Below are 18683 nucleotides of genomic sequence, written 5' to 3' on the forward strand. Positions count from 1 at the left end.
CGAAGTACGTGCCCGGCCGGCTCACCACCACAACGCCTCACCGGAGAAAGCCCATGAGCGCCTCGGAACTGCTTGACCTCGCCATGGCGGCCGCTTCCGAGGCGGGGAGGACGCTCGCCGGAGGGCGGGCGGCACCGCACTCCGTCGACATCAAGTCGTCACCTGGTGACGTGGTGAGTGAGCTGGACCGGGCGAGCGAACGGCTCATCGTCGAGACGCTGCTCGCGGCACGGCCGGATGACGGCATCCTGGGAGAGGAAGGAGGCGAGCGAGCCGGCAGCTCCGGGATTCGCTGGGTGATCGACCCGCTGGATGGCACGCTCAACTTCCTGCGCGGCACGTCGGCGTTCGCCGTTTCGATCGCCGCCGAGATCGAGGGCGAATCGGTCGCCGGGGTGGTGTACGAGCCGGCGACCAGCCGGACGTACGCGGCCGTCCGTGGTCACGGCGCGTGGTGTGACGGGCGGCCGATCACCGCGTCCCGGCAGAAACGGCTCAGCCACGCGCTGGTCGGTACCGGCTTCGGCCACGACCTGGCACTCCGGGCACAGCAGGCGTCCCTGCTCGGTGACGTCGCCAAGCGCGTGATGGACATCCGCAGCAGCGGTTCGGCCGCCCTGGATCTGTGTGCGGTGGCGGCCGGACACCTCGACGTCTACTACGAATGCGACACCCGGTTATGGGATCGCGCGGCCGGCACGCTGATCGCCGCGGAAGCAGGCGCGGCGATCAGCGGTCGGGTTCCCGGCCGGCCGGGCGACGAGCTCGTCATCGCCGGCTCGGCACCCCTGGTGGACGCGATACGCGATCTCTGTGCCGAGCGGCTCAGACCCGATCCGGCTGGCGGGTGGTGACCGGCACCTCGACGTCGATCCAGGCGCCGCCGCGCTCCGCCGAGGTGTAGGCCGCCTCCATCACGAACGCGGTCAGCAACGCCTCCCGCATGATCGCGTCCTGACGTCCCGGCTCCTCCACGCACCGCACGAAGTCGCGGAGCATGTGAACGAACCAGCTCTTGTGGGACGGGTCGTCGAAGCCGGACGTGATGACGGAACGGGAGGTCCGCCCCTCGATCGTGTAGGTCAGGTTGTCTCCGTCCACGCTGACGAATCCGGACGCGCCCGCGATCGTGTAGGTCGTGCTCCGGTGGTCGGCGCCCCAGGAGACGGTCAGGTCGATCTCCGCACCGTCGTCGCAGCGCATGCGCATCAGCGCGGTGTCCTCCGTGTCCGCGTACTGGTTTTCCTGAAGCCGGCCCATGAGGCATGAGACCGCCGTCGGCGTCCGGCCGGTCATGTCCATGGCGAGGTAGATGCTGTGCGGCCCGTGATCGCGCAGGATCCCGCCACCGGAGATCTCCCGCTCACGCCGCCAGTGCGGCCGCCATTCCTGCACGCCGACCGCGTGCCCACGACGCAGGGTCCGGAAGGAGGCGTTGAGCACGTCACCGAAGCCGGGCGCCCGGGTGATTTCCTTGACCGCTTCCAGGATCGGGGCGAACTTGTAGACGTGGCACGGGTAGAAGACCCGGTCGCTGCGCCAGATGTCCTCGACGAGCTCCTTGAATCCCGCCTCCGCCGGCATGAAAACCGGCTTCTCACACAGCACGTGCAGGTCGTGCGCGAGGCCTAGCGAGCTGTAGTGCCCATGTGTGCTCGGCGGCGTACAGACGTCTACGAAGTCGAGATCCTCGTTGGCCACGAGATCCGCGAAGCTCTCGTAGGCATGCAGCCCGGCGGCCTCGGCTGCGGCCCGGCGTTCGGGTGACACGTCCACCGCCGCGACAATCTGCAGCGCGTCGAGCTGCTCGTAGCCGGCCATGTGGCCCATGGCGATGAATCCGAATCCGATGAGGGCTCCTCGCATGCCTCTTGTCTCCTCACTCTGTTCGTCTGTTGTTCTGCTCGGGGTGGTGTGGCTGCTCACCGCACGACCTCCGCGACGAGCCGGGCGGTCGCCGGGTCGGCGAGCAGTTCCGCACGGGGCACGGGAACGCGATGACTCGCCACGCCGAACCCCTCGGGCACGTGGTTCTGGGACACGACGATCATGGGTTTGCCGCTGTCCGCCGGGTATGCTCCGGCCCGCCCAGCGGTGATCAGATAGCTCAGGAAGGCGGCAAACCGTTCGGAGAAGCCCTTCCCCACCTCTTCATCGGCCCCGAGAGCTGCGCATGCGTCGCGCACGACACCGTCGTACACGTGCTGCAGCTCGCGCATCGCGTCCGTGAGTGTCCCGGCGGGCCGCCGGCCGATGTCCTCCCCGAGGGAGTCGGTGATCGAGGCTGCGGCCGACACGGCGGCTTCGATCCGCTCCGGTGGGAGCAGTTCCGCATAGCCCTCCGCGGAGGTGACGAAGAGTTCCTGGATCACCTCGCTGTCGACCCGGGCGGGGTCGAACAGGATGAGCGCCGGATCCCCCTGACCGCTCTCCTTGACCAGCTCTGCCGCGCGCAGGGCGAGAGCGGCGCCAGCGCAGTAGCCGAGCACCCCGCAGACCTCCAGGCCCGCGTCTCGCAGGTCGTCCAGCCACCCGCGGACGCACACGTCGGGGTCGGTGCCTTCGACCGGATCATCGGTCTGGGGCATGAACACCGGCTGCCACACGACTGCGTCCGGCGCCAGATTGGCGACGAGAGTGGAGAAACCCGCCTCCCGGCGGCCCGGTCCGAAGTCCACTGCGAGCAGGGCACGGTCGCTCGGCCCCGGAGCAAGAACCCGCCAGTTGGTCCGCATCGTCATCTCGATCCGTTCGTCGGTTGAGCCGGTTCACGCACACCGGCGGGGACCACGTAGGCCATCAGCCGGCGGTCGCCCGATCCGTCATCCCTCGCCACGACCACGGCCTGCTTCACCTTCGGGTGCCGGCGCAGCAGGGTGGCGATCTCGTCGACCTCGATCCGGTGGCCCCGGATCTTGACCTGTGAGTCAGCCCGGCCGAGGAATTCGAAGGAGCCGTCCGCGCGCAGCCGGACCAGGTCGCCCGTCCGATAGAGGCGTTCCCCGCCGGTCTCCGGGGGTCCGCTCACGAAACGCTCGTCAGTGAGGCCCGGGCGGCCGCGATACCCCAGTGCCAGGCCGGTTCCACCGAGGTACAGCTCGCCGACGACGCCGGCCGGCAGGACACCGCGGCTCGCGTCGAGCACCCAGGCCGAGGTGTTGTGGATCGGGCGGCCGATGGGTACAGCCACGTCGTCCGCTTCCGGGCGTACCTCGGCGATCAGCGACCACACGGTCGTCTCGGTCGGGCCGTACATGTTCCAGACCTCGGTGGCCACCCGGCACAGGGCGTTGGCCAGCGGACGGGAGAGTGCCTCCCCACCGCACAGCGCCAGGCGCAGGCGGAGGTCATCCGGGGCGAGCGCCAGGATGCCGCCCCAGGTCACCGGGGTCGCCTGCATGACGGTGATCCGCTCGTCCCTGATCAGGTCGAGCAGACGCTGTGGATCGCGTGCCTCCTCGGTCGAGGCGATCACGATGCGCGCGCCGACCGTGAGGGGCAGGAACAGCTCCAGCACCGAGATGTCGAAGGAGGGGCTGGTCAGCGAGAGCATCACGTCGTCGCGGGTCACACCGGGAAGCTTCGCCATCGAGTTCAGGAAGTTCACCACGGCGCGATGCGGCACGTTGACGCCCTTGGGCGTGCCCGTGGAACCGGAGGTGTAGATGACGTAGGCCGAGTCCTCCCCGCTCCCCTCGCTCCGGGCCTTCAGCGGCGGTCCGTCTGCGGCGTCGTCGTCCTCGTCCATCACCACCACCGGCGCGTCGAGCGCGGCGAACCGGTCCGCCGGCGTGTCCGGCCCGGTGACGATCACCTGCGCTCTGGCATCACGCAGGACGAAATCGACCCTGCGGCGGGGATACGTCGGGTCGACCGGCAGGTAGGCAGCGCCGAGCTGCCAGCTCGCGAGCATCGCGATCAGGGCCTCGGCGGACCGGTCGAGATGGATGGCGACCACACCGCCGGCAGCCACCCCGTGACGCGCCAGCCGCTCGGCGAGCCGGCCCGCGTGCCGGCTGAGCTGCCCGTAGGTGAGCACGCGCTGGCCGCTGCGCACGGCAGGCACGTCCCGATACCGGTCGATCACGTCGAGCACCAGGCCGAGGACGCTTCGCACGGGAGGCAGCGGGGTCCGCGCGGGCGCGCACATGTCAGCCAGTTGGCGGCGTTGCTCCTCGGTCACCAGGCTGAGCTGTTCCACCGGCGTATCGGGCTCGGCCAGACCGTGCCGGAGCAGGCTGACCGTGTGCTCCAGCAGAAGCTCGGCGCTGTCCTTCTGGTAGATGTCCGTGCTGGCCACCAGCGTCATCCGGGTCGACGAGTCCTCGTCGGCGCCGCTGACCACGACCAGTTCGAGATCCGTCTGGATGGTGCCGGTGGTCGCCGGCAACCGCCGGCAGCTCAGCTCCGGGACGTCGGCGAACGCTTGGATCGATCGCGAGGCGTTGTTGAACAGAACCTGGTAGATCGGGTTGTAGGCGAGGCTTCGCTCACCGCCGAGCTCCGCCACCACCTTGGCGAACGGGGGACGCCGATGCGACAGCGCCGTCAAGGTCTCGCCCCGCACCGTGGTGACGAGGTCACCGAAGGTTGTTCCCGCGGGCAGCTGCACGCGCAGCGCCACCACGTCCATGAAGAGACCGATCAGGCCCTTGAGCTCGGCACGGTCCCGTCCGGAGACGGACGTTCCCACCACAATGTCCCGCTCACCGCTGTGCCGGGCCAGGGTGGCCACCCAGGCGGCGGACAGCACCATCGCCGGGGAGACCCGATGCCTGCGGGCGAACGCCTGCAACGCGGCGCTGTCGTCGGCGGTCAGCGACGCGTGCGCCTCGTACGAGGACAAGGTCGGGCGGCTCGGGCGTTGTCCGGCACCGGGCATGGCGAACAGCGACGGGGCGCCCTGAAGGCGCTCCCGCCAATAGGCGAGATCCGGAGCCCAGGAGCCGTCAGCCGCGGCGGCCCGCTCCTGCTCGACGTGCCGCCGGTAGGTGATGGGCAGTTCGGCCGGCCGCCAATCACCTCCGCTGCGGAAGGCGGCGTAGGCCTTTGAGAGCTCGTCGAAGAACTCACCCATGCTCGCCCCGTCGGAGATGATGTGATGCATGACCACCATGAGCACGTGATGGTCGTCGGCGATCGCGATCAGGGTCAGCCGCACCAGCGGCAACTCGGAGATGTCGAATCGCTTCTGGATCTCCGCCTCGGCCACGCTCGCCCAGTCGTCGAAAGAGGCCACCGGCACCGTCCGCAGCACCGGCGGCGACACCTCGTGCACCCGGCCGAAGGGCCGGCCGTCCTGTTCGTGGAAGGTGGTACGCAGTGGCTCGTGCCGCCCCACGACGGCGCGGGCTGCGCGGTCGAGCACCACCGGGTCGAGCGGACCCCGGATCTCGTACGCCGCGGCGAGGTGATGCGTCACCGTGCCGGGCAGCAGCTGCTCCAGCAGCCAGATTCGCTCCTGCCCGAACGACAGGTCGGTGTTCGACGTCATGCCTTCCCCTCCCCCACGGCTACGGCATCGCGCACGCGTGCCGCGAGCGCCGCTACTGTCGGCTGCTCGAACACGTGCTGGGCCGGAACCCCGACCCCGTACGTCTTTCGGATGTGTGCGATCACCCGCATGGCCTGCAGTGAATTGCCGCCGAGCTGGAAGAAGTCGTTGTGGACGCCGACCTCGTCCCGGTGAAGAATCTGCCCCCAAAAGCCGGCCAGGTCCCGTTCCAGGTCGTCGCCTGGTGCGCCGTCCATATCGAGCTCGACCGTGACCTCGGGCAACGCGTTGACGTCCACCTTGTGGTTGGGCGTCTGCGGCAGGGCCTCCAGTACGACGATCGCCGACGGAACCATGTATTCAGGCAGCAGCTGACGCAGGTAGCTGATCAGCTCCTGTTCGAGCACGTGTCTCTTCCTTCCGGTGCGGTGGTCAATGGATGTCGGGACGGCCACGTGGAGCGGGGCTGTCGCGCCGCGCGACGCCGGCGGCGGGGTCCACCGCGACGATCCGCACCTCCGCCGTGTAGCCCGCCCCGTCGGGACCGGTGAGCCAGGTCTGGTCGACGTCGGGCAGCATCTCCGTGACGGTGAACCGCGTCTGCGGCGCCTCGGCCGTCCGCCGTACCGCCTTGGCGAACAGATTGACCAGGACGAGACTCGAAAAGTCGACGAAGAGCGGCTTGTCCTCGACCGGCACCTTGTAGAACGCGCGTTCGGGAAGGCCCTGCTCGGTGAGCCAGGCGCGAGCGGCCAAGTACCGGTCCGCCTCCTTCTTGATCGACGCCCAGCTGATCTCGGTGGCGTCGATGGACCACGACTCACGAGCCAGGACCAGCCGGTCGATCGTGACTCGTGGCCGGTGCGCGGCCGGTGGCAACGGGCGGAAGCCGTTTACGACGGCCGCCGACAGCAACTCCCCCACCACTTCGAGGAGATCGAGCCGGCGGTTTCCGTCGCGGGTCCTAACCACGAGTTCGCCATCCGTACGCTCCACCACCAGGCGTGCCGCCGGCAGGGGTTCGGCGGGTGTGCCGCCGGCATCGGGATGCAGGCTCCAGTAGGTGTACCGGGGCGACATCAAGGCCGACGGCGGGTAGGTCCGCGAGTTCACCGCCTGCCAGTGCTTCGGGGAGGAGAGGTACACCCGCCGGTCGCCGTGGTCCGCCTCGTCCGCCCGGAGCAGCCAGGTCGGGTCCTCGTGCTGTTCGACGAAGAGGCGGCTCTCGACGGTGTTCGAGGCGAGATGCAACTCGCCGAGAACGAGCAGGTAGTCGCCGCGGGCCATGGCCTCCGGCCCCCTGGCAGCGATCATGAGGTCCGGCGCGTGGTGGACGGCAGCCGCCCAGGCCGGCTCCGGGGCGGCGAAGACCTCGGCCACCCGGTCCGCTATTTCCTCTGCGCGTACGGCGTGGTGGCGTACCCCGACGGGCGGTCGTAGGATCTCCTGCCACCGTCGCTGGAACTCCTCGACGACCCTCGCCACCGGCCCCGGCAGCTCCCGGAGGGAGAAGAACAGGTGAGGGGTGGCGGCCGCGACCACCGCCGCCAGGGAGGCCGGAGCATCCCCGGACCGCGCGCGGACCCGCTCGTACGCCTCGTCGAAGACCTTCCGGTACTCGCGTGCCGCCTCGGCGACGAACCACCGGGCGCTCTGCAACAGCAGAGTGAGCGGCGGAGCCAGTGCGTCGACGAGTGGGGCCCCGAAGTGGACCTCCACGTCACGGACGGTGTCCTCGTACATGATGGTACGGCCGGCATAGGTCTGCCCCGGCCGCCGGACCGCGTCCACCTTGGCGAGGTCCTCGAACACCTCCGCGGCGTGGTCCAGCGCGGCCACGAGCGCGGCTTCGTCGCCGGCCGCCGCCGTCACCGCGTCACGGGCCTCCAGAAGGCGGCTCAGCCGGCCCAGAACCGCCTCCCGGACCGCCGGGTCGCCCACCCGGCCGAGCCGGTCGATCAGCTCCCGCTCGGGGTACGCACTCACCGACACCTCCAGGCCCAGGTGCAGCAGCCCCCGTTCCCGCAGGTCGACCAGCAGGTCGAAGACCGCCTCCTCGGTGGGCAGCTCGGGAAAGCCCGACCAGAGGATCTCATCGGTGATCTCCCGGGCCGTCCGGACGCCGTCGCAGAGACCGATCAGTTCCGCCTCTGGTTCGGTCAGCATCACCGGTGGCCGATTGGTCCGATGCAGCGTCCGGCCGACGAGGTCGAACGAGTTGACCCGGCGGGGCGGCAACCACGGCAGCAGCTCCGGCTCCTGCTCCAACGCCCGGGCCACCGCGTCCACCGCCCACACCTCCAGGTAGGTGGTACGCCGAGCGAGGAGCCGGGGGCCGGAGGCGACCCGGACAGCCGCGTCGCCGGCCGACCAGTGTGTCCAGCCGACCGGGCCGAAGAACCCGACCGTGTCGTTCTTGACGCAGTAGCGCTGCCAGTAGCTGGCGATCGTCGACTCGTGGTTGCGGCCCCGGACGTTCCGCGGCTCCCCGGCGGCGGCCTTGTCGACACAGTTGGCGATGAGCGCACGGTTCTGCCACGCCACCGCCTCCCGGAACGCGGGATCGCGGGCGATGAGGCGGATCTGCTCCGACAGCCGGCCGGCCGCTCGCTCATAGGCCGCCTGGAACTCGTCCCGGCTGGTCTTCCCGGCCACGGCCAGGTCGGCCGCCGACGCGAGCTCCGGGTCGCTGAGGCGGTTCGCTCCGGACACCGGGAAACCGGCGCTGCGCAACACCGACTGATTCCAGATCGACCAGTCGCTCGCGCCGAGGCGGAGAAGATGACTCGCCGTCGTCACGCGGCGCCCAGCCGTCGCAGTTCCTCGGTGAAGCTGCCGAGGGTCGGGTAGTCAAAGATGGCCCCGATGCTCAGGTCGATGCCGAACCGGTCCCGGACCTGGGATATCAACTCCACCGCGGTGAGCGAATCGCCGCCCAGGTCGAAGTATTCCTGGTCATCGGTGAGATCGGCGACGCCGAGCGCCGTCGTCCACAGTTCGCGGACCTGGTCGGTGAGGTCGGCCTGCTTCGCGGCCACCACCGGCGCGGCAATCTGCGGCTCGGGCGGAGACTGCGGTGCGACCGGTTCCGCCACGACTGGCCGGGAAGCCGGCGCCGGCTTCGCTGCCCGGGGCTCCGTTCGCGGCGCCACCACCACGGCGTCGGCGGACAGCGGTTCCGGACGATCGCCGCGAAACCGCCGGACCGCCACCTGCCGGGGCGTGCGTGCCGACAACAACGTCATCAGCAGGTCGACGCCGGTCTCGGGCGAGATGCCGACGCTTTCCACGTCGTCCTCGGCGGGACGCGACGACACCAGCGCGCTCGGGTCGGCGGTCCGGCGCATGGTGAAACCCCGGACCTCGACGAGCACGGTTCCGGCCTCGTCGAGGACGTCGAGGTCCGCCACGATGCTGTTGGCCGGCGCGTCCGGCCGCCGGCGGAGGTGGCTGAGGACGCGGCCGGAGAGCCGGCCGTGCACCGTCATCGACCGGTACATGAACGGCACGTGGATGTCGTCCTTGTCCAGGTCGCGTACGGAGGTGGTGGCGGCGTCCATCAGCGTCGGATGCACCGCGTGCCGGGCGGCCTCGTGCTGGTACTCATCCGGCAGCGCCAGGGTCAGCAGTTGGTTGTCACCGGCCGGGTCGGACCGGACCTGGTGGTAGGTACGCCAGCGCGGGCCCAGTGTGAACGCCTGCCGGTCGCTGCCGAACGGTGGCAGGGCACGGTGTTCGGACAGCTCTGCGTACAGCTCGTCCATGGCGACCCGGCGGGGCTCGCCGGTGCCGCTCGGCATCCACTGGGCGATCCGCCCCCGGACGTGGGTCTGCACCTCGGTGGGTGACGAGGTGGTCAGCGGCGCTGACGAAACCGAGAAGGCCCAGTTCTCGCTGTCGGGGCTGAAGGCGACCTCCACCCGACGCGGTGAGGTCAGCTCCAGGGCACGCTGGAACACGACATCGTTCAGCTGGACCGGCTCCTCCGCCCCGTCGAGGAACACGGCGCGGAACGCCTCGATGACGAGGTCGAGATGCCGGGTACCCGGCACCACCGGCACCGTGCCCAGCCGATGCTCGTCGGTCACCGGGTCGTTCTCCGCGCTCAACACGGTTTGCCACCGCCGGGCGACCGTCGACCGGCCGGAGGAACCGGACAGCAGCCCGCCCGCTGCCATACCCACCCCACGCCAAGCCGGCCAGTCGATGCTGAGCAGGCGATCCGCGGGGATCGACGTATCCCGGACGAAGGCGTCCAGATAGGCATTGGCCGCGGCGTAGTCCGCTCCCCCGACCTGTCCCTCAAGCGCGGCGCGGCTCGAAAAGCAGACGAAGAAGTCCAGCCGCCGGCGACCGGTGAAGACCTTCTCCAGGTTCAGAACACCCGTGATCTTGGGCGCGAAGGTCGCCGTGCCGTCCTGCGGGCCGGTGAACTGGACCATGCCCGAACCGGTCCGGCCGGCCAGGTGCAGCACGCCGTTGACCGGACCCCATTGGGCGGTCACCTCGTCGATCAGGTGGCCGAGCGCCGCCTCGTCGGTGACGTCGCAGGCGTGCGCCTGCACCGTCGCTCCGAGTGCGCCGAGTTCGTCGAGGATGTGACCGGGCACCGATCCGGTCCTTCCCACGAGGACGAGCACAGGCTGCTGACCGGTCCGGGCGATACCCCGGGCGACCTCGATGCCGAGTCCCCCACAGCCGCCGGTCACCAGGTAGACGCCGTTGCGGCGGATCGCCGGTGACGGCCCGGACGTTACGTTCAGCCGTCGCTCGCCGGGCACCCAGCGGAGTTCGCCGCGCAGCGCGACGACCGGCGGGCCGGCCCGATGCGCGAGTTCCCGGGCGAGGTCGTCGGCGTCGACCCTGCGCCCGACGTCGATCAGGCGCACGGTGAGCCGCCCGTCCTCGTCCGCCATCGTCCTGGCCAGCGGAGGCAACAGGGCGTTCTCGGGACGCACCGGCTCAGATCCGCTGACGTCGACAGCGTGCTCGGTCAGCACGACGACATGGCCACCGTCGGCCAGGGCGGACGTCCGGGACACGAGCCGCCCCACCTCGTGCAGCAGGCCGTAGGGACGTTGAAGGGCATCCGGATCCGAGCGGACGGCGGCCTCTTCCGTGAGACTCCAGGCGTACAGCACCATGATCGGACGCCGTCCGGATGCCGCGACGTCACGCAGGATGCCGGCCAGCTCGCCCACGCGACGGAGGGGCACGTGAAACGACCGCTCCCCGACGCCCGCCGTCGGGCCGGCCGGGACCGGCAGCACCCGGATACCTGCCCGTTGCAGGGCCGTCGTCAGCTCGCGTGCCCGGTCGTCCTCGGCCAGCAGCAGCGCGCTCAACTGTTCGCCACCACCGGCGGTGGTCTGCCTCGGGGACTCGACCCAGCAGGGCACCGAGAACGGCGACTCGTCCACACGGGTTTCGGCGGCCAACTGTGCCTCCATCGGCTCAACGGTCGTGGATACGTCTGCGGTCGGGGCGCTCGCGGGAGCGGACGGCTGCGGCGCTGCGGGCTCGGCTGCCGTCTCCGGCGGATCGGCCCAGAACCGCTCGCGCTGGTACGGGTACACCGGCAACGGCACACGGGTGACAGGACGGGACGGCTCGACCGCATGCCAGTCGACGTCGTGCCCGTCGGCCCAGACCGTGGCGAGACCCCGCAGAACCGCGATCTGATCCCCGCCGGGATTGGAACGCCGGGGCGGCAGTGACGCCACCGCACGATGGCCACCGTCGGCCAGGGCACGGCTCAACGAGGTCAACGCCTGGCCCGGGCCGACTTCGACCAACAACTGCGGGCCCTGGGCGAGGAGCTGCTCCAGCGCGGGACCGAACAGCACCGGCCGGATCAGCTGATCGGCCCAGAACGCCGGATCCCTCGCCTCGTCGTCGCTCATCAGCACGCCGGTGGCGGCCGAGATAATCGGGATTCGAGGTGCGCGGAGCTCGACGTCCCGGAAAGCGGACCGGAACTCGTCGGCCGCCGGCCGCATGGCCTCGGTGTGGAAGGCATGCGAGGTCCGGACCTCACGACTGCGTAGTCCTCGTTCCCGTAGCGAGACGACGGTGCGGGCCAGTGCCTCGTGCGGGCCGGCCAGCACGGTCTGCCGTGGCCCGTTCATCGCCGCCACCTGTACCCCCGGGGCCAGCAGGTCGGCGACCTCGGCGGCGGTGGAGGCGACCGCGAGCATGCCGCCGGCCGGCATCCGGCTCATCGCACGGGCCCGCGCCGCGACCAGCTCGATCGCGTCGGAGAGACGGACCACGTCGGCTACGGCGGCCGCGGTGAGCTCGCCGATGCTGTGCCCGAGAAGCCGGTCCGGCACGATGCCCCAGGACCGCCACAGCTGTGCGAGCGCGTACTCGACCGCGAACAAGAGCGGCTGGGCGGCAGTCGTGTCCGCGAGCTCGGCGTCACCGCCGGTACGCCACACCTCCCCGACGTCGACTCCGGCGGCTGAGAACAGGTGCAGCGTCTCGTCGAGCACGTCGGCGAAGTGCGGCTCCTGCTCGTACAGGTCGTGCGCCATGCCGACGTGCTGGGAGCCCTGCCCGGGGAAGAGGAAGGCGACGTCCCGGCGGCTCGCGTCACCGCTCACGACGGCGTCCGAATTCTCCGTGCTGAGCCCGGAGACCGCCTCGGCGGCGCTGCCGGCCACCAGCGCGGCCCGATGCGGGTAGGCGTGGCGACCGTGCTGGAGGGTGGCCACGGCCGCGCCGAAGGTCCGCTCACCGTTCTGGGCGAAGTAGTTCGTGAGCCGCTCCCGCTGGACGTCCCGGGCGGAGGCGGTGGCCGCCGACCACACCAGCAGTCGGGGCCGGGACACCGCGGGCTCGGCGGCGCGAAGGGGCGCCTCCTCCAGCACGGCGTGCGCATTGGTGCCGCCGATGCCGAAGGAGCTGACCGCGGCGAGCCGGGGCTGCCCCGTTCGGCGGGGCCATGGGGTGAGATCACGCGGCAGGTAGAAGGGTGAACCGTCCAGGTTCAGCTTCGGGTTGACGGTCGTCACGTTCACCGTGGGCGTGATCTGTTCCCGCTCGAGGCTCAGGACGGCACGGATGAACGAGGTGACGCCCGCCGCGTGCCCCAGATGGCCGACATTGGCCTTGGCCGAGGCGAGGGCCACGGTTGCGCCGCCGGGGTGCCCGAGCCTGCGATAGGCCGACACCAGAGCGGCCACCTCGATCGGGTCGCCCAACACCGTCCCGGTGGCGTGTGCCTCGACCAGACCGACGTGGTTCACGTCCGCCCCGGCCATCGTCATCGCTTCCAGAATCACGTTTGTCTGGCCGGTGACGCCCGGGGCGGTGAAGCCGACCTTGTGGGCTCCATCGTTGTTGACGGCCGTGGCCCGAACCACGGCCCGGACGGCGTCGCCGTCGGCCAGAGCCTGGGAGAGTCTCTTGAACACTACGACACCGCAGCCGCTGCCGAAGATCGTGCCGCTGGCCGCCTCGTCGAACGGCCGGCAGTGCCCGTCACGGCTGAACGGGCCGTCTGCGGCCCACCGGTACCCGTGACCGGGCGGCAACTCCACCTCGACGCCGCCGGCCAGCGCCACATCGCACTCGCCGTTTCGGATCGCGGCGATCGCCTGATGCACGGCGACCAGAGAGCTGGAACAGGCGGTCTGCACGCTCATGGCGGGCCCGGTGAAGTCCAGCTTGTACGACACCATGGTGGCCAGCGATCCGATGTTGTTCCAGGTGCCGATGGCCAGCCCGGTGATGCCCCGGGCCGTCTCCGGATGCGGGCGCAGATAGAGGTCGACGTACCGGTTGGTGCCCGCGGCGCTGAAGACGCCGACGTCCGTCAGCGTGGCCGGGTCGTAGCCCGCGTTCTCCACCGCGGCGTGCGCGGTCTCCAGGAAGAGCCGAAGCTGCGGGTCGCTGGTCCGCGCCTCACGAGCCGTCATCCCGAACAGCGCCGCGTCGAACATGTCCAGGTCCGGTGCCTCGGCGATGGCCCGCACATACGCGGGATCGTCGAGCGCGGAACGGGGAACGCCGGCGGCCAGCAACTCTTCGTCCGATCGCTGGCGGACGCACTCCCGCCCGGCGCTCAGGTTCTCCCAGAACTGCTCCACGTCGTGGGCTCCGGGAAACCGCCCGGCCAGGCCGATCACCGCGATGAGCTCCAGTTCATCATCCATGTCAGGACGTTCCTTCCCGCTCGTGGTTCAACTGGGCTCGGACGGCCCGCCGGCGGTCGGTGGCGCGAGTCGACTGCGGCGAAGGGCTCAGGAGTGACGCGGGACTGCCGTTCCCGCCCGCCTTCGCGAGCAGCGCGGCGATCTCCCGTGCCGTCGGATGTTCGAAGAACGCGGTTGCCGGAGGTGGGTCCGGTATCGCGTCGGCCAGCAACGTGTGCAGCTGCAGCAGTTTGATGGAGGTGAGACCGGCCTCGAAGAAGTGCTCGTCGAGGCCGATCCGGCGGCCGATGACGTCGGCGATCAGGTCGATCAGCCAGCGCTCCGTGCCGGTGTCGGCACCGCGCCGGTCCGACTGCGGGCTGCGGTCACCGCCGTTCGCGGGCGGCACCCGCGTGTCGCTGAACACCACCTTGTGGTTGGCACTGGTGGCGAGACGCCGCCGGACGTCGATCACCGCCGGCACGGCGTACCGTGGCAGCAACGACGACAGGTACGACCGGAGAGCCTGGGAATCCACCGTGCGACCCGGCTCGGGGACGACCTGCAGTGCCAGAACCGTTCCGGTCACCGTCTCGGTGGTTCCCGCGACGGCCTGGGCCACCGCGCTCGCGCGCAGTGCTGCGGCCTCCACCTCGGCCAGGTCGAGCCGGTGGCCGTCGATGTCGATCTGACGGTCCCGCCGGCCGACGAACTCGACCGTGCCGTCCGGGCCGATCCGGCCCACGTCACCCGTCCGGAAGGCGGGCCGGCCGCCCGGTCCGGGAAAGAAGCGGTCTGCCGGGCCGCTGTCGTCCAGGTACCCCGCGGCGATCCCTGGTCCGGCGACGACGATCTCTCCTGGCTCGCCTGTCCCGGCGTCCCGGTCGCCGCCGGTCCACACCAGCAGTTCGTTGCCCGCCACGCCCCGCCCGTGCGGCAGCACCGCGTCGTCCGGCCAGTGCGCCAGACCTTGCTCCGCCGGCTCGCCGCGCTTCAGCACCTGATGGCAGGCCGTCACCTGTGGTGTCTCCGTGGTGCCGTAGGCGTTGACCACGGCGGCGGAGGTCAGCTTCCGCAACCGCCGGACCAGCCCGGCCGTGAGCGGAGCGCCTCCGCTGATGACGAGCCGCAACGTGTCCAGCCGCGTCTCGGGCGCGGCGTGGTACGCGGCGACCAGCAATTCCAGCAACGCGGGGGTGGCGTGCAGGACGGTGATCCGGTGATCGGCGATGAACCGCAACAGTGCGGCCGGGTCGGCGAGCACGTCTTCCCGGGGTACCGCCACGCTCGCGCCCACGTACAGCGGGATGAGCAGGTCGCGCAGTATCGGGTCGTGCCCGAGCCCGCCGACGAGCACGAACCGGTCCGCGGCCGTCGGCTGGAAGGCCGCCAGGTACCAGGAGAACGCCGAGCCGAGCGGTTCCGGACCCACCACCACACCGGCCGGGCGTCCTCCGCTGCCCGAGGTGAACAGCACGTGACTCGCACCGGGCAGCGTCCGCGGGTCCGGCGCACCGGCTCGAACCTCCGGAATCGATGCGGCCGCCGGCGGCACGTCGATCACCGCGGCCGGCCGAAGCAACTCCTGCTGCTGTGCCAGGCGCGCATCGGGCAGCGACGCGTCGGTCAGGGCGGTCACCGCGCCGGCTCGCCAGCCGGCGAGCAGTGCTGTCGCCAGGCCGGCGGTACGACGGCCGCGAATCTCGACCACCTGACCCGGCGTGACACCCGCAGCGGTCAATCCGGCGTGCAGTCGCTCGGAGGCGGCGTCGAGCTCGCCGTACGTGATGCGGCCCTCGGCCGTGAGCAAGGCGGTCTGGTCTCCGTCGCCGCGTAGCGCCCGCGCGGGCGACCACCTCCCGTCATCGCCGGGGCGCGGCGCCGGGTCGGTCACGCGCAACGGTGACAGTGCCCGCCGCGCCGAGGTGACAAGCGAAACCGCGTCCGGTGGCGCGGAGGCGTCGGTCAGCACCTGATCGAGCACGAGCAGACACTGGTCGAGGAGCTCCCGCGCCACCTCCGGCCGGACCCGGTCCGCGGCACGGATCAGCTGCAGCCGGAACCCGTCCGCGTCCCGGTGGAGGTAGAGGTTGATGTCGAACAGGGCCGCCATCCCGGACACCCGCTGCGTGCTCACCTCGACGCCGGGTAGCTGCGGCGGCGGGGCGCCCTGGGTGAGGTCGTTGAACCACACCTGGAACAAGGGGTTGGCCAGCGTCCGCGAGGAAAGGTCCAGCTCACCGACCACGGCGTCGAAGGTGGGGGTGGCGTGAGCGACCGCGCCGAGGTGGCGATCACGTACGTGGTGCAGCACGTCGAGCAGGTCGGACCGGCGGCCCACCTCCAGCAGCAGCGGGGTGGTCTCCACCAGGAAGCCCACCAGCCGGTGGTCCTCGGCCGTACGTCTGCGGCTGACCGGCATGCCGAGCACCACCTGTTCCGCCCCGCTCCACCGGGTCAACACGACGGCGAGGCAGCCCAGGAAGAGCACCGCCGGTGTCAGCGCGTGCGTACGCAGGAACAGCTCGACCCGCCGGGCCTGCTCGGGGCCCAGCGACACGTCGTGGTCCGCCCCTCGCAGTGAGGGAGCCACCGTGTGGGCCAGCGGCAGCCTGGTGCTCTCCGTCGCGCCGGCGAGAAGCTCCCGCCAGTAGCGCAGGTCGGCCCGCCAGGCAGCACCGCCCACCAGCCGGGTCTCCGTCTCGGCGTGCTCGGCGAAGCTGGGTGCCGGCCCGAACCCGGGCTCCGCACCGGCCGACCGGGCGGTGTACGCGGCGGCGAGGTCGGCCAGGACGATGTCCATCGTGGCTTGGTCGGAGACGATGTGATGCATCACCAGCACCAGACATCCGTCAGCCGCGCCGGGCCCGTGCAACAGCGCTGCTCGCAGCATCGGCGCCCGGTCCATCGGGATGGTGACGGCCGACAACCGGTGGACGAACCGTTCCACCTCCGGCTCGGTCGGCCCGTCTCCCGTCTCCTCGATCTCCCACTCCACCTGGGCGTCATCGTCGTACCGGAGCGCCGGGCCATCGGTCACGCTCGCCCGCAGCGCGTCGTGCCGGCGCACCACGTCGGAGAGCGCGGCACGCAGCGCGGCGACGTCGACACGGCCGCGCAGGCGCAGTGAGACGACCACGTTGTAGGCGGCCGACTCGGGATGCAGCCGGCTCAGCACCCACAGGCGGTGCTGGCTCGGGGCCAGCGGGGAGGAGGTGCGCGCCCGGTGGCCCCCGGCGGAAGCCGGGATTCGTACGGGCACCGCACGCCGCCGGACCTCGGCGAGGGACAGGTTGTCCCGCAGCAGATCGGTCAACGGGATCTTCAGGCCCAGCTGCTCCCGCGCCGCAGCCACGAACCGGGCGGCAGCCAGGGACTGCCCGCCCAGGGTAATGAAGCCTTCGGCCTCGTCCTCCGCGCTCTCCGGCGGCCCGGCCGCCTCCCACCAGAGGTCGTCGAGTGACACCGTATCGGGCGATTCGTGCGGGCGGCCCGCCATCCGTATTACTCCGTTTCGTCGAGGGCGGCTGCGTGGTGCCGCTAGGACTGCCGGGCGGCCAGGACCGCGACCTGCGCTCGGTCGAGCTTCCCGTTGGCGGTCAACGGCATTTCGTCAACAGCGACGAACCGGTCCGGGATCAGGTACGACGGAAGGCTGTCCAGGAGATGCCGGCGCAACGCACGCGGGGAGACCTGGTCGCCGTCGAACACCAGCACGGCGACCACCTGCCGCTCGGAATCCGAACCGACCACTGCCACCGCAGCGGCGTGCACCTGCTCATGGGCGAGCAGGGCGGCCTCGATGTCGCCGGCCTCCACCCGGACACCACGCACCTTCAGCTGCTCCCGGTCGATCCGCCCGTGGAAGATCAGCACGTCGTCTTCCCAGGCGACCAGGTCGCCGGTGCGATACCAGCGGCCGGGCACGTCCGGGAGCGTCACGAAGCGCTGCCGAGTCAGCTCCGCGTTGCCCAGGTACCCGTGGGCCAGTGCGGCCCCGGTCACGTACAGCTCGCCCTTCGCGCCAGCGGGCACCTCGCGGCCGGCGCTGTCACAGACCCGGACCTCGACGCCGCCGATCGGGCGCCCGATGGGTGGCGACTCGCCTGCCGCACCGGTGGTGAGCGTGTGTGTCGTGGTCGCCACCGTCGCCTCGGTGGGACCGTACACATTGACCAGCAGCGGCCGCGCCGGGAGCGGAACCGGAAGCACCATCCGATCACCGCCGAAGAACAGGATCCGCAGGTTGGCGGGCACCAGCCCGTCGGCGAGTGTGTGGGTGGCGAGACCGGTCGGCAGGAACAACGTGGTGCACCGGTCCCGTTCCACCTGTGCGGCCACCGCCTCGGGGCGGATCCGGTCCGCGTCCGTGCAGGTGACCACCGTGCCGCCGAGGGCCAGGTACGGCCATGTCTCGAACACCGAGACGTCGAAACCCAGGCTGCACACGTGCAGCGAGCGGTCCGCGGCGTCGATCGAGTAGGTGTCGGCCAACCAGCGGATCAGGTTGCCGAGGGAGGCGTGGCCGACCACCACTCCCTTGGGCGCACCGGTGGTTCCGGAGGTGTAGAGGACGTAGGCGGGCGGGTCGTCCTCCGCCGGCGGCTCGAGCAGGTCCGGCCGGTCCACCGCCTGGGCCGACTCCGGGACGGTCAGTTCCTTGAGCCCCAGCGTGGCGCCGATGCCCTGGTCGCTCCCGGAGACGAGCACGGCGGCCGGGCGGGCGTCCGCCACGATGCGCCGCAGCCTGGCCGGTGGGTTGAGCAGGTCGAGCGGGACGTACGCACGTCCCGCCCGCCAGGCGCCGAGCGCACCGGCCAGGAACGGCGTGCCTCGCTCGGTCGCGATCGCCACGATCGGGCCCGGGAGTCCCGCCAGCATGGCGGCCACCTCCCCGGCCCGAGCCCACAACTCGCCGTACGTGGTGACGCCGTTCGTATCCTCGGCGGCGATCGCATCCGGCCGCGTCCGGGCCTGCTCGGCGATCGCGGCCAGGGGCCACGGCATGACGCCCGGCGTTGTCTCGTCAGGCATGGTCTCAGAGCCCTCGT

The 18683-nt window shown here is 71.0% G+C and carries 9 protein-coding genes; 1 reads left to right on the forward strand and 8 read right to left on the reverse strand.

Features of this window, described 5'->3' with window-relative positions:
- Positions 1-8: 8 nt before the first annotated feature.
- On the forward strand, positions 9-854 hold the full coding sequence (locus GA0070604_RS20865; RefSeq protein ID WP_208602141.1) for an inositol monophosphatase family protein: 846 nt from the start codon (positions 9-11) through the stop codon (positions 852-854).
- Here the strand turns inward: GA0070604_RS20865 and GA0070604_RS20870 are convergent.
- The 8 genes from GA0070604_RS20870 to GA0070604_RS20905 all read right to left on the reverse strand — a co-directional run bounded on the left by GA0070604_RS20870 (position 826) and on the right by GA0070604_RS20905 (position 18666).
- Positions 826-1866, reverse strand: coding sequence for a Gfo/Idh/MocA family protein (locus tag GA0070604_RS20870; RefSeq protein WP_091121022.1), 1041 nt, complete (start codon positions 1864-1866; stop codon positions 826-828). The two genes, GA0070604_RS20865 and GA0070604_RS20870, sit on opposite strands and share 29 nt — an antisense overlap.
- Before the next feature lie 56 nt (positions 1867-1922).
- Entirely contained in the window at positions 1923-2606 is a 684-nt protein-coding gene (locus tag GA0070604_RS20875; protein ID WP_141721366.1) for a hypothetical protein, read from the reverse strand.
- A 131-nt stretch (positions 2607-2737) separates the two neighbouring features.
- Complete coding sequence (locus GA0070604_RS20880) at positions 2738-5494, reverse strand: non-ribosomal peptide synthetase (RefSeq protein WP_091121029.1); 2757 nt, start codon at positions 5492-5494, stop codon at positions 2738-2740.
- Entirely contained in the window at positions 5491-5949 is a 459-nt protein-coding gene (locus tag GA0070604_RS20885; protein WP_279615702.1) for a phosphopantetheine-binding protein, read from the reverse strand. The genes GA0070604_RS20880 and GA0070604_RS20885 overlap by 4 nt, the downstream gene beginning before the upstream one ends.
- Positions 5927-8230 (reverse strand): lantibiotic dehydratase, encoded by a 2304-nt coding sequence (locus tag GA0070604_RS20890; protein WP_167363542.1) that lies wholly within the window; start codon positions 8228-8230, stop codon positions 5927-5929. Before GA0070604_RS20890 ends, GA0070604_RS20885 begins: the two co-directional genes overlap by 23 nt.
- A 59-nt stretch (positions 8231-8289) precedes the next feature.
- The gene (locus GA0070604_RS20895; protein ID WP_091121035.1) at positions 8290-13653 is read right to left on the reverse strand and encodes a type I polyketide synthase; all 5364 of its coding nucleotides are present in this window, start codon (positions 13651-13653) and stop codon (positions 8290-8292) included.
- Between the two features lies 1 nt (position 13654).
- On the reverse strand, positions 13655-17098 hold the full coding sequence (locus GA0070604_RS20900; RefSeq protein WP_167363543.1) for a condensation domain-containing protein: 3444 nt from the start codon (positions 17096-17098) through the stop codon (positions 13655-13657).
- A gap of 74 nt (positions 17099-17172) precedes the next feature.
- The gene (locus GA0070604_RS20905) at positions 17173-18666 is read right to left on the reverse strand and encodes an amino acid adenylation domain-containing protein (protein WP_091121042.1); all 1494 of its coding nucleotides are present in this window, start codon (positions 18664-18666) and stop codon (positions 17173-17175) included.
- Positions 18667-18683 lie beyond the last annotated feature (17 nt).

Source organism: Micromonospora eburnea (assembly GCF_900090225.1).
GTDB lineage: Bacteria > Actinomycetota > Actinomycetes > Mycobacteriales > Micromonosporaceae > Micromonospora > Micromonospora eburnea.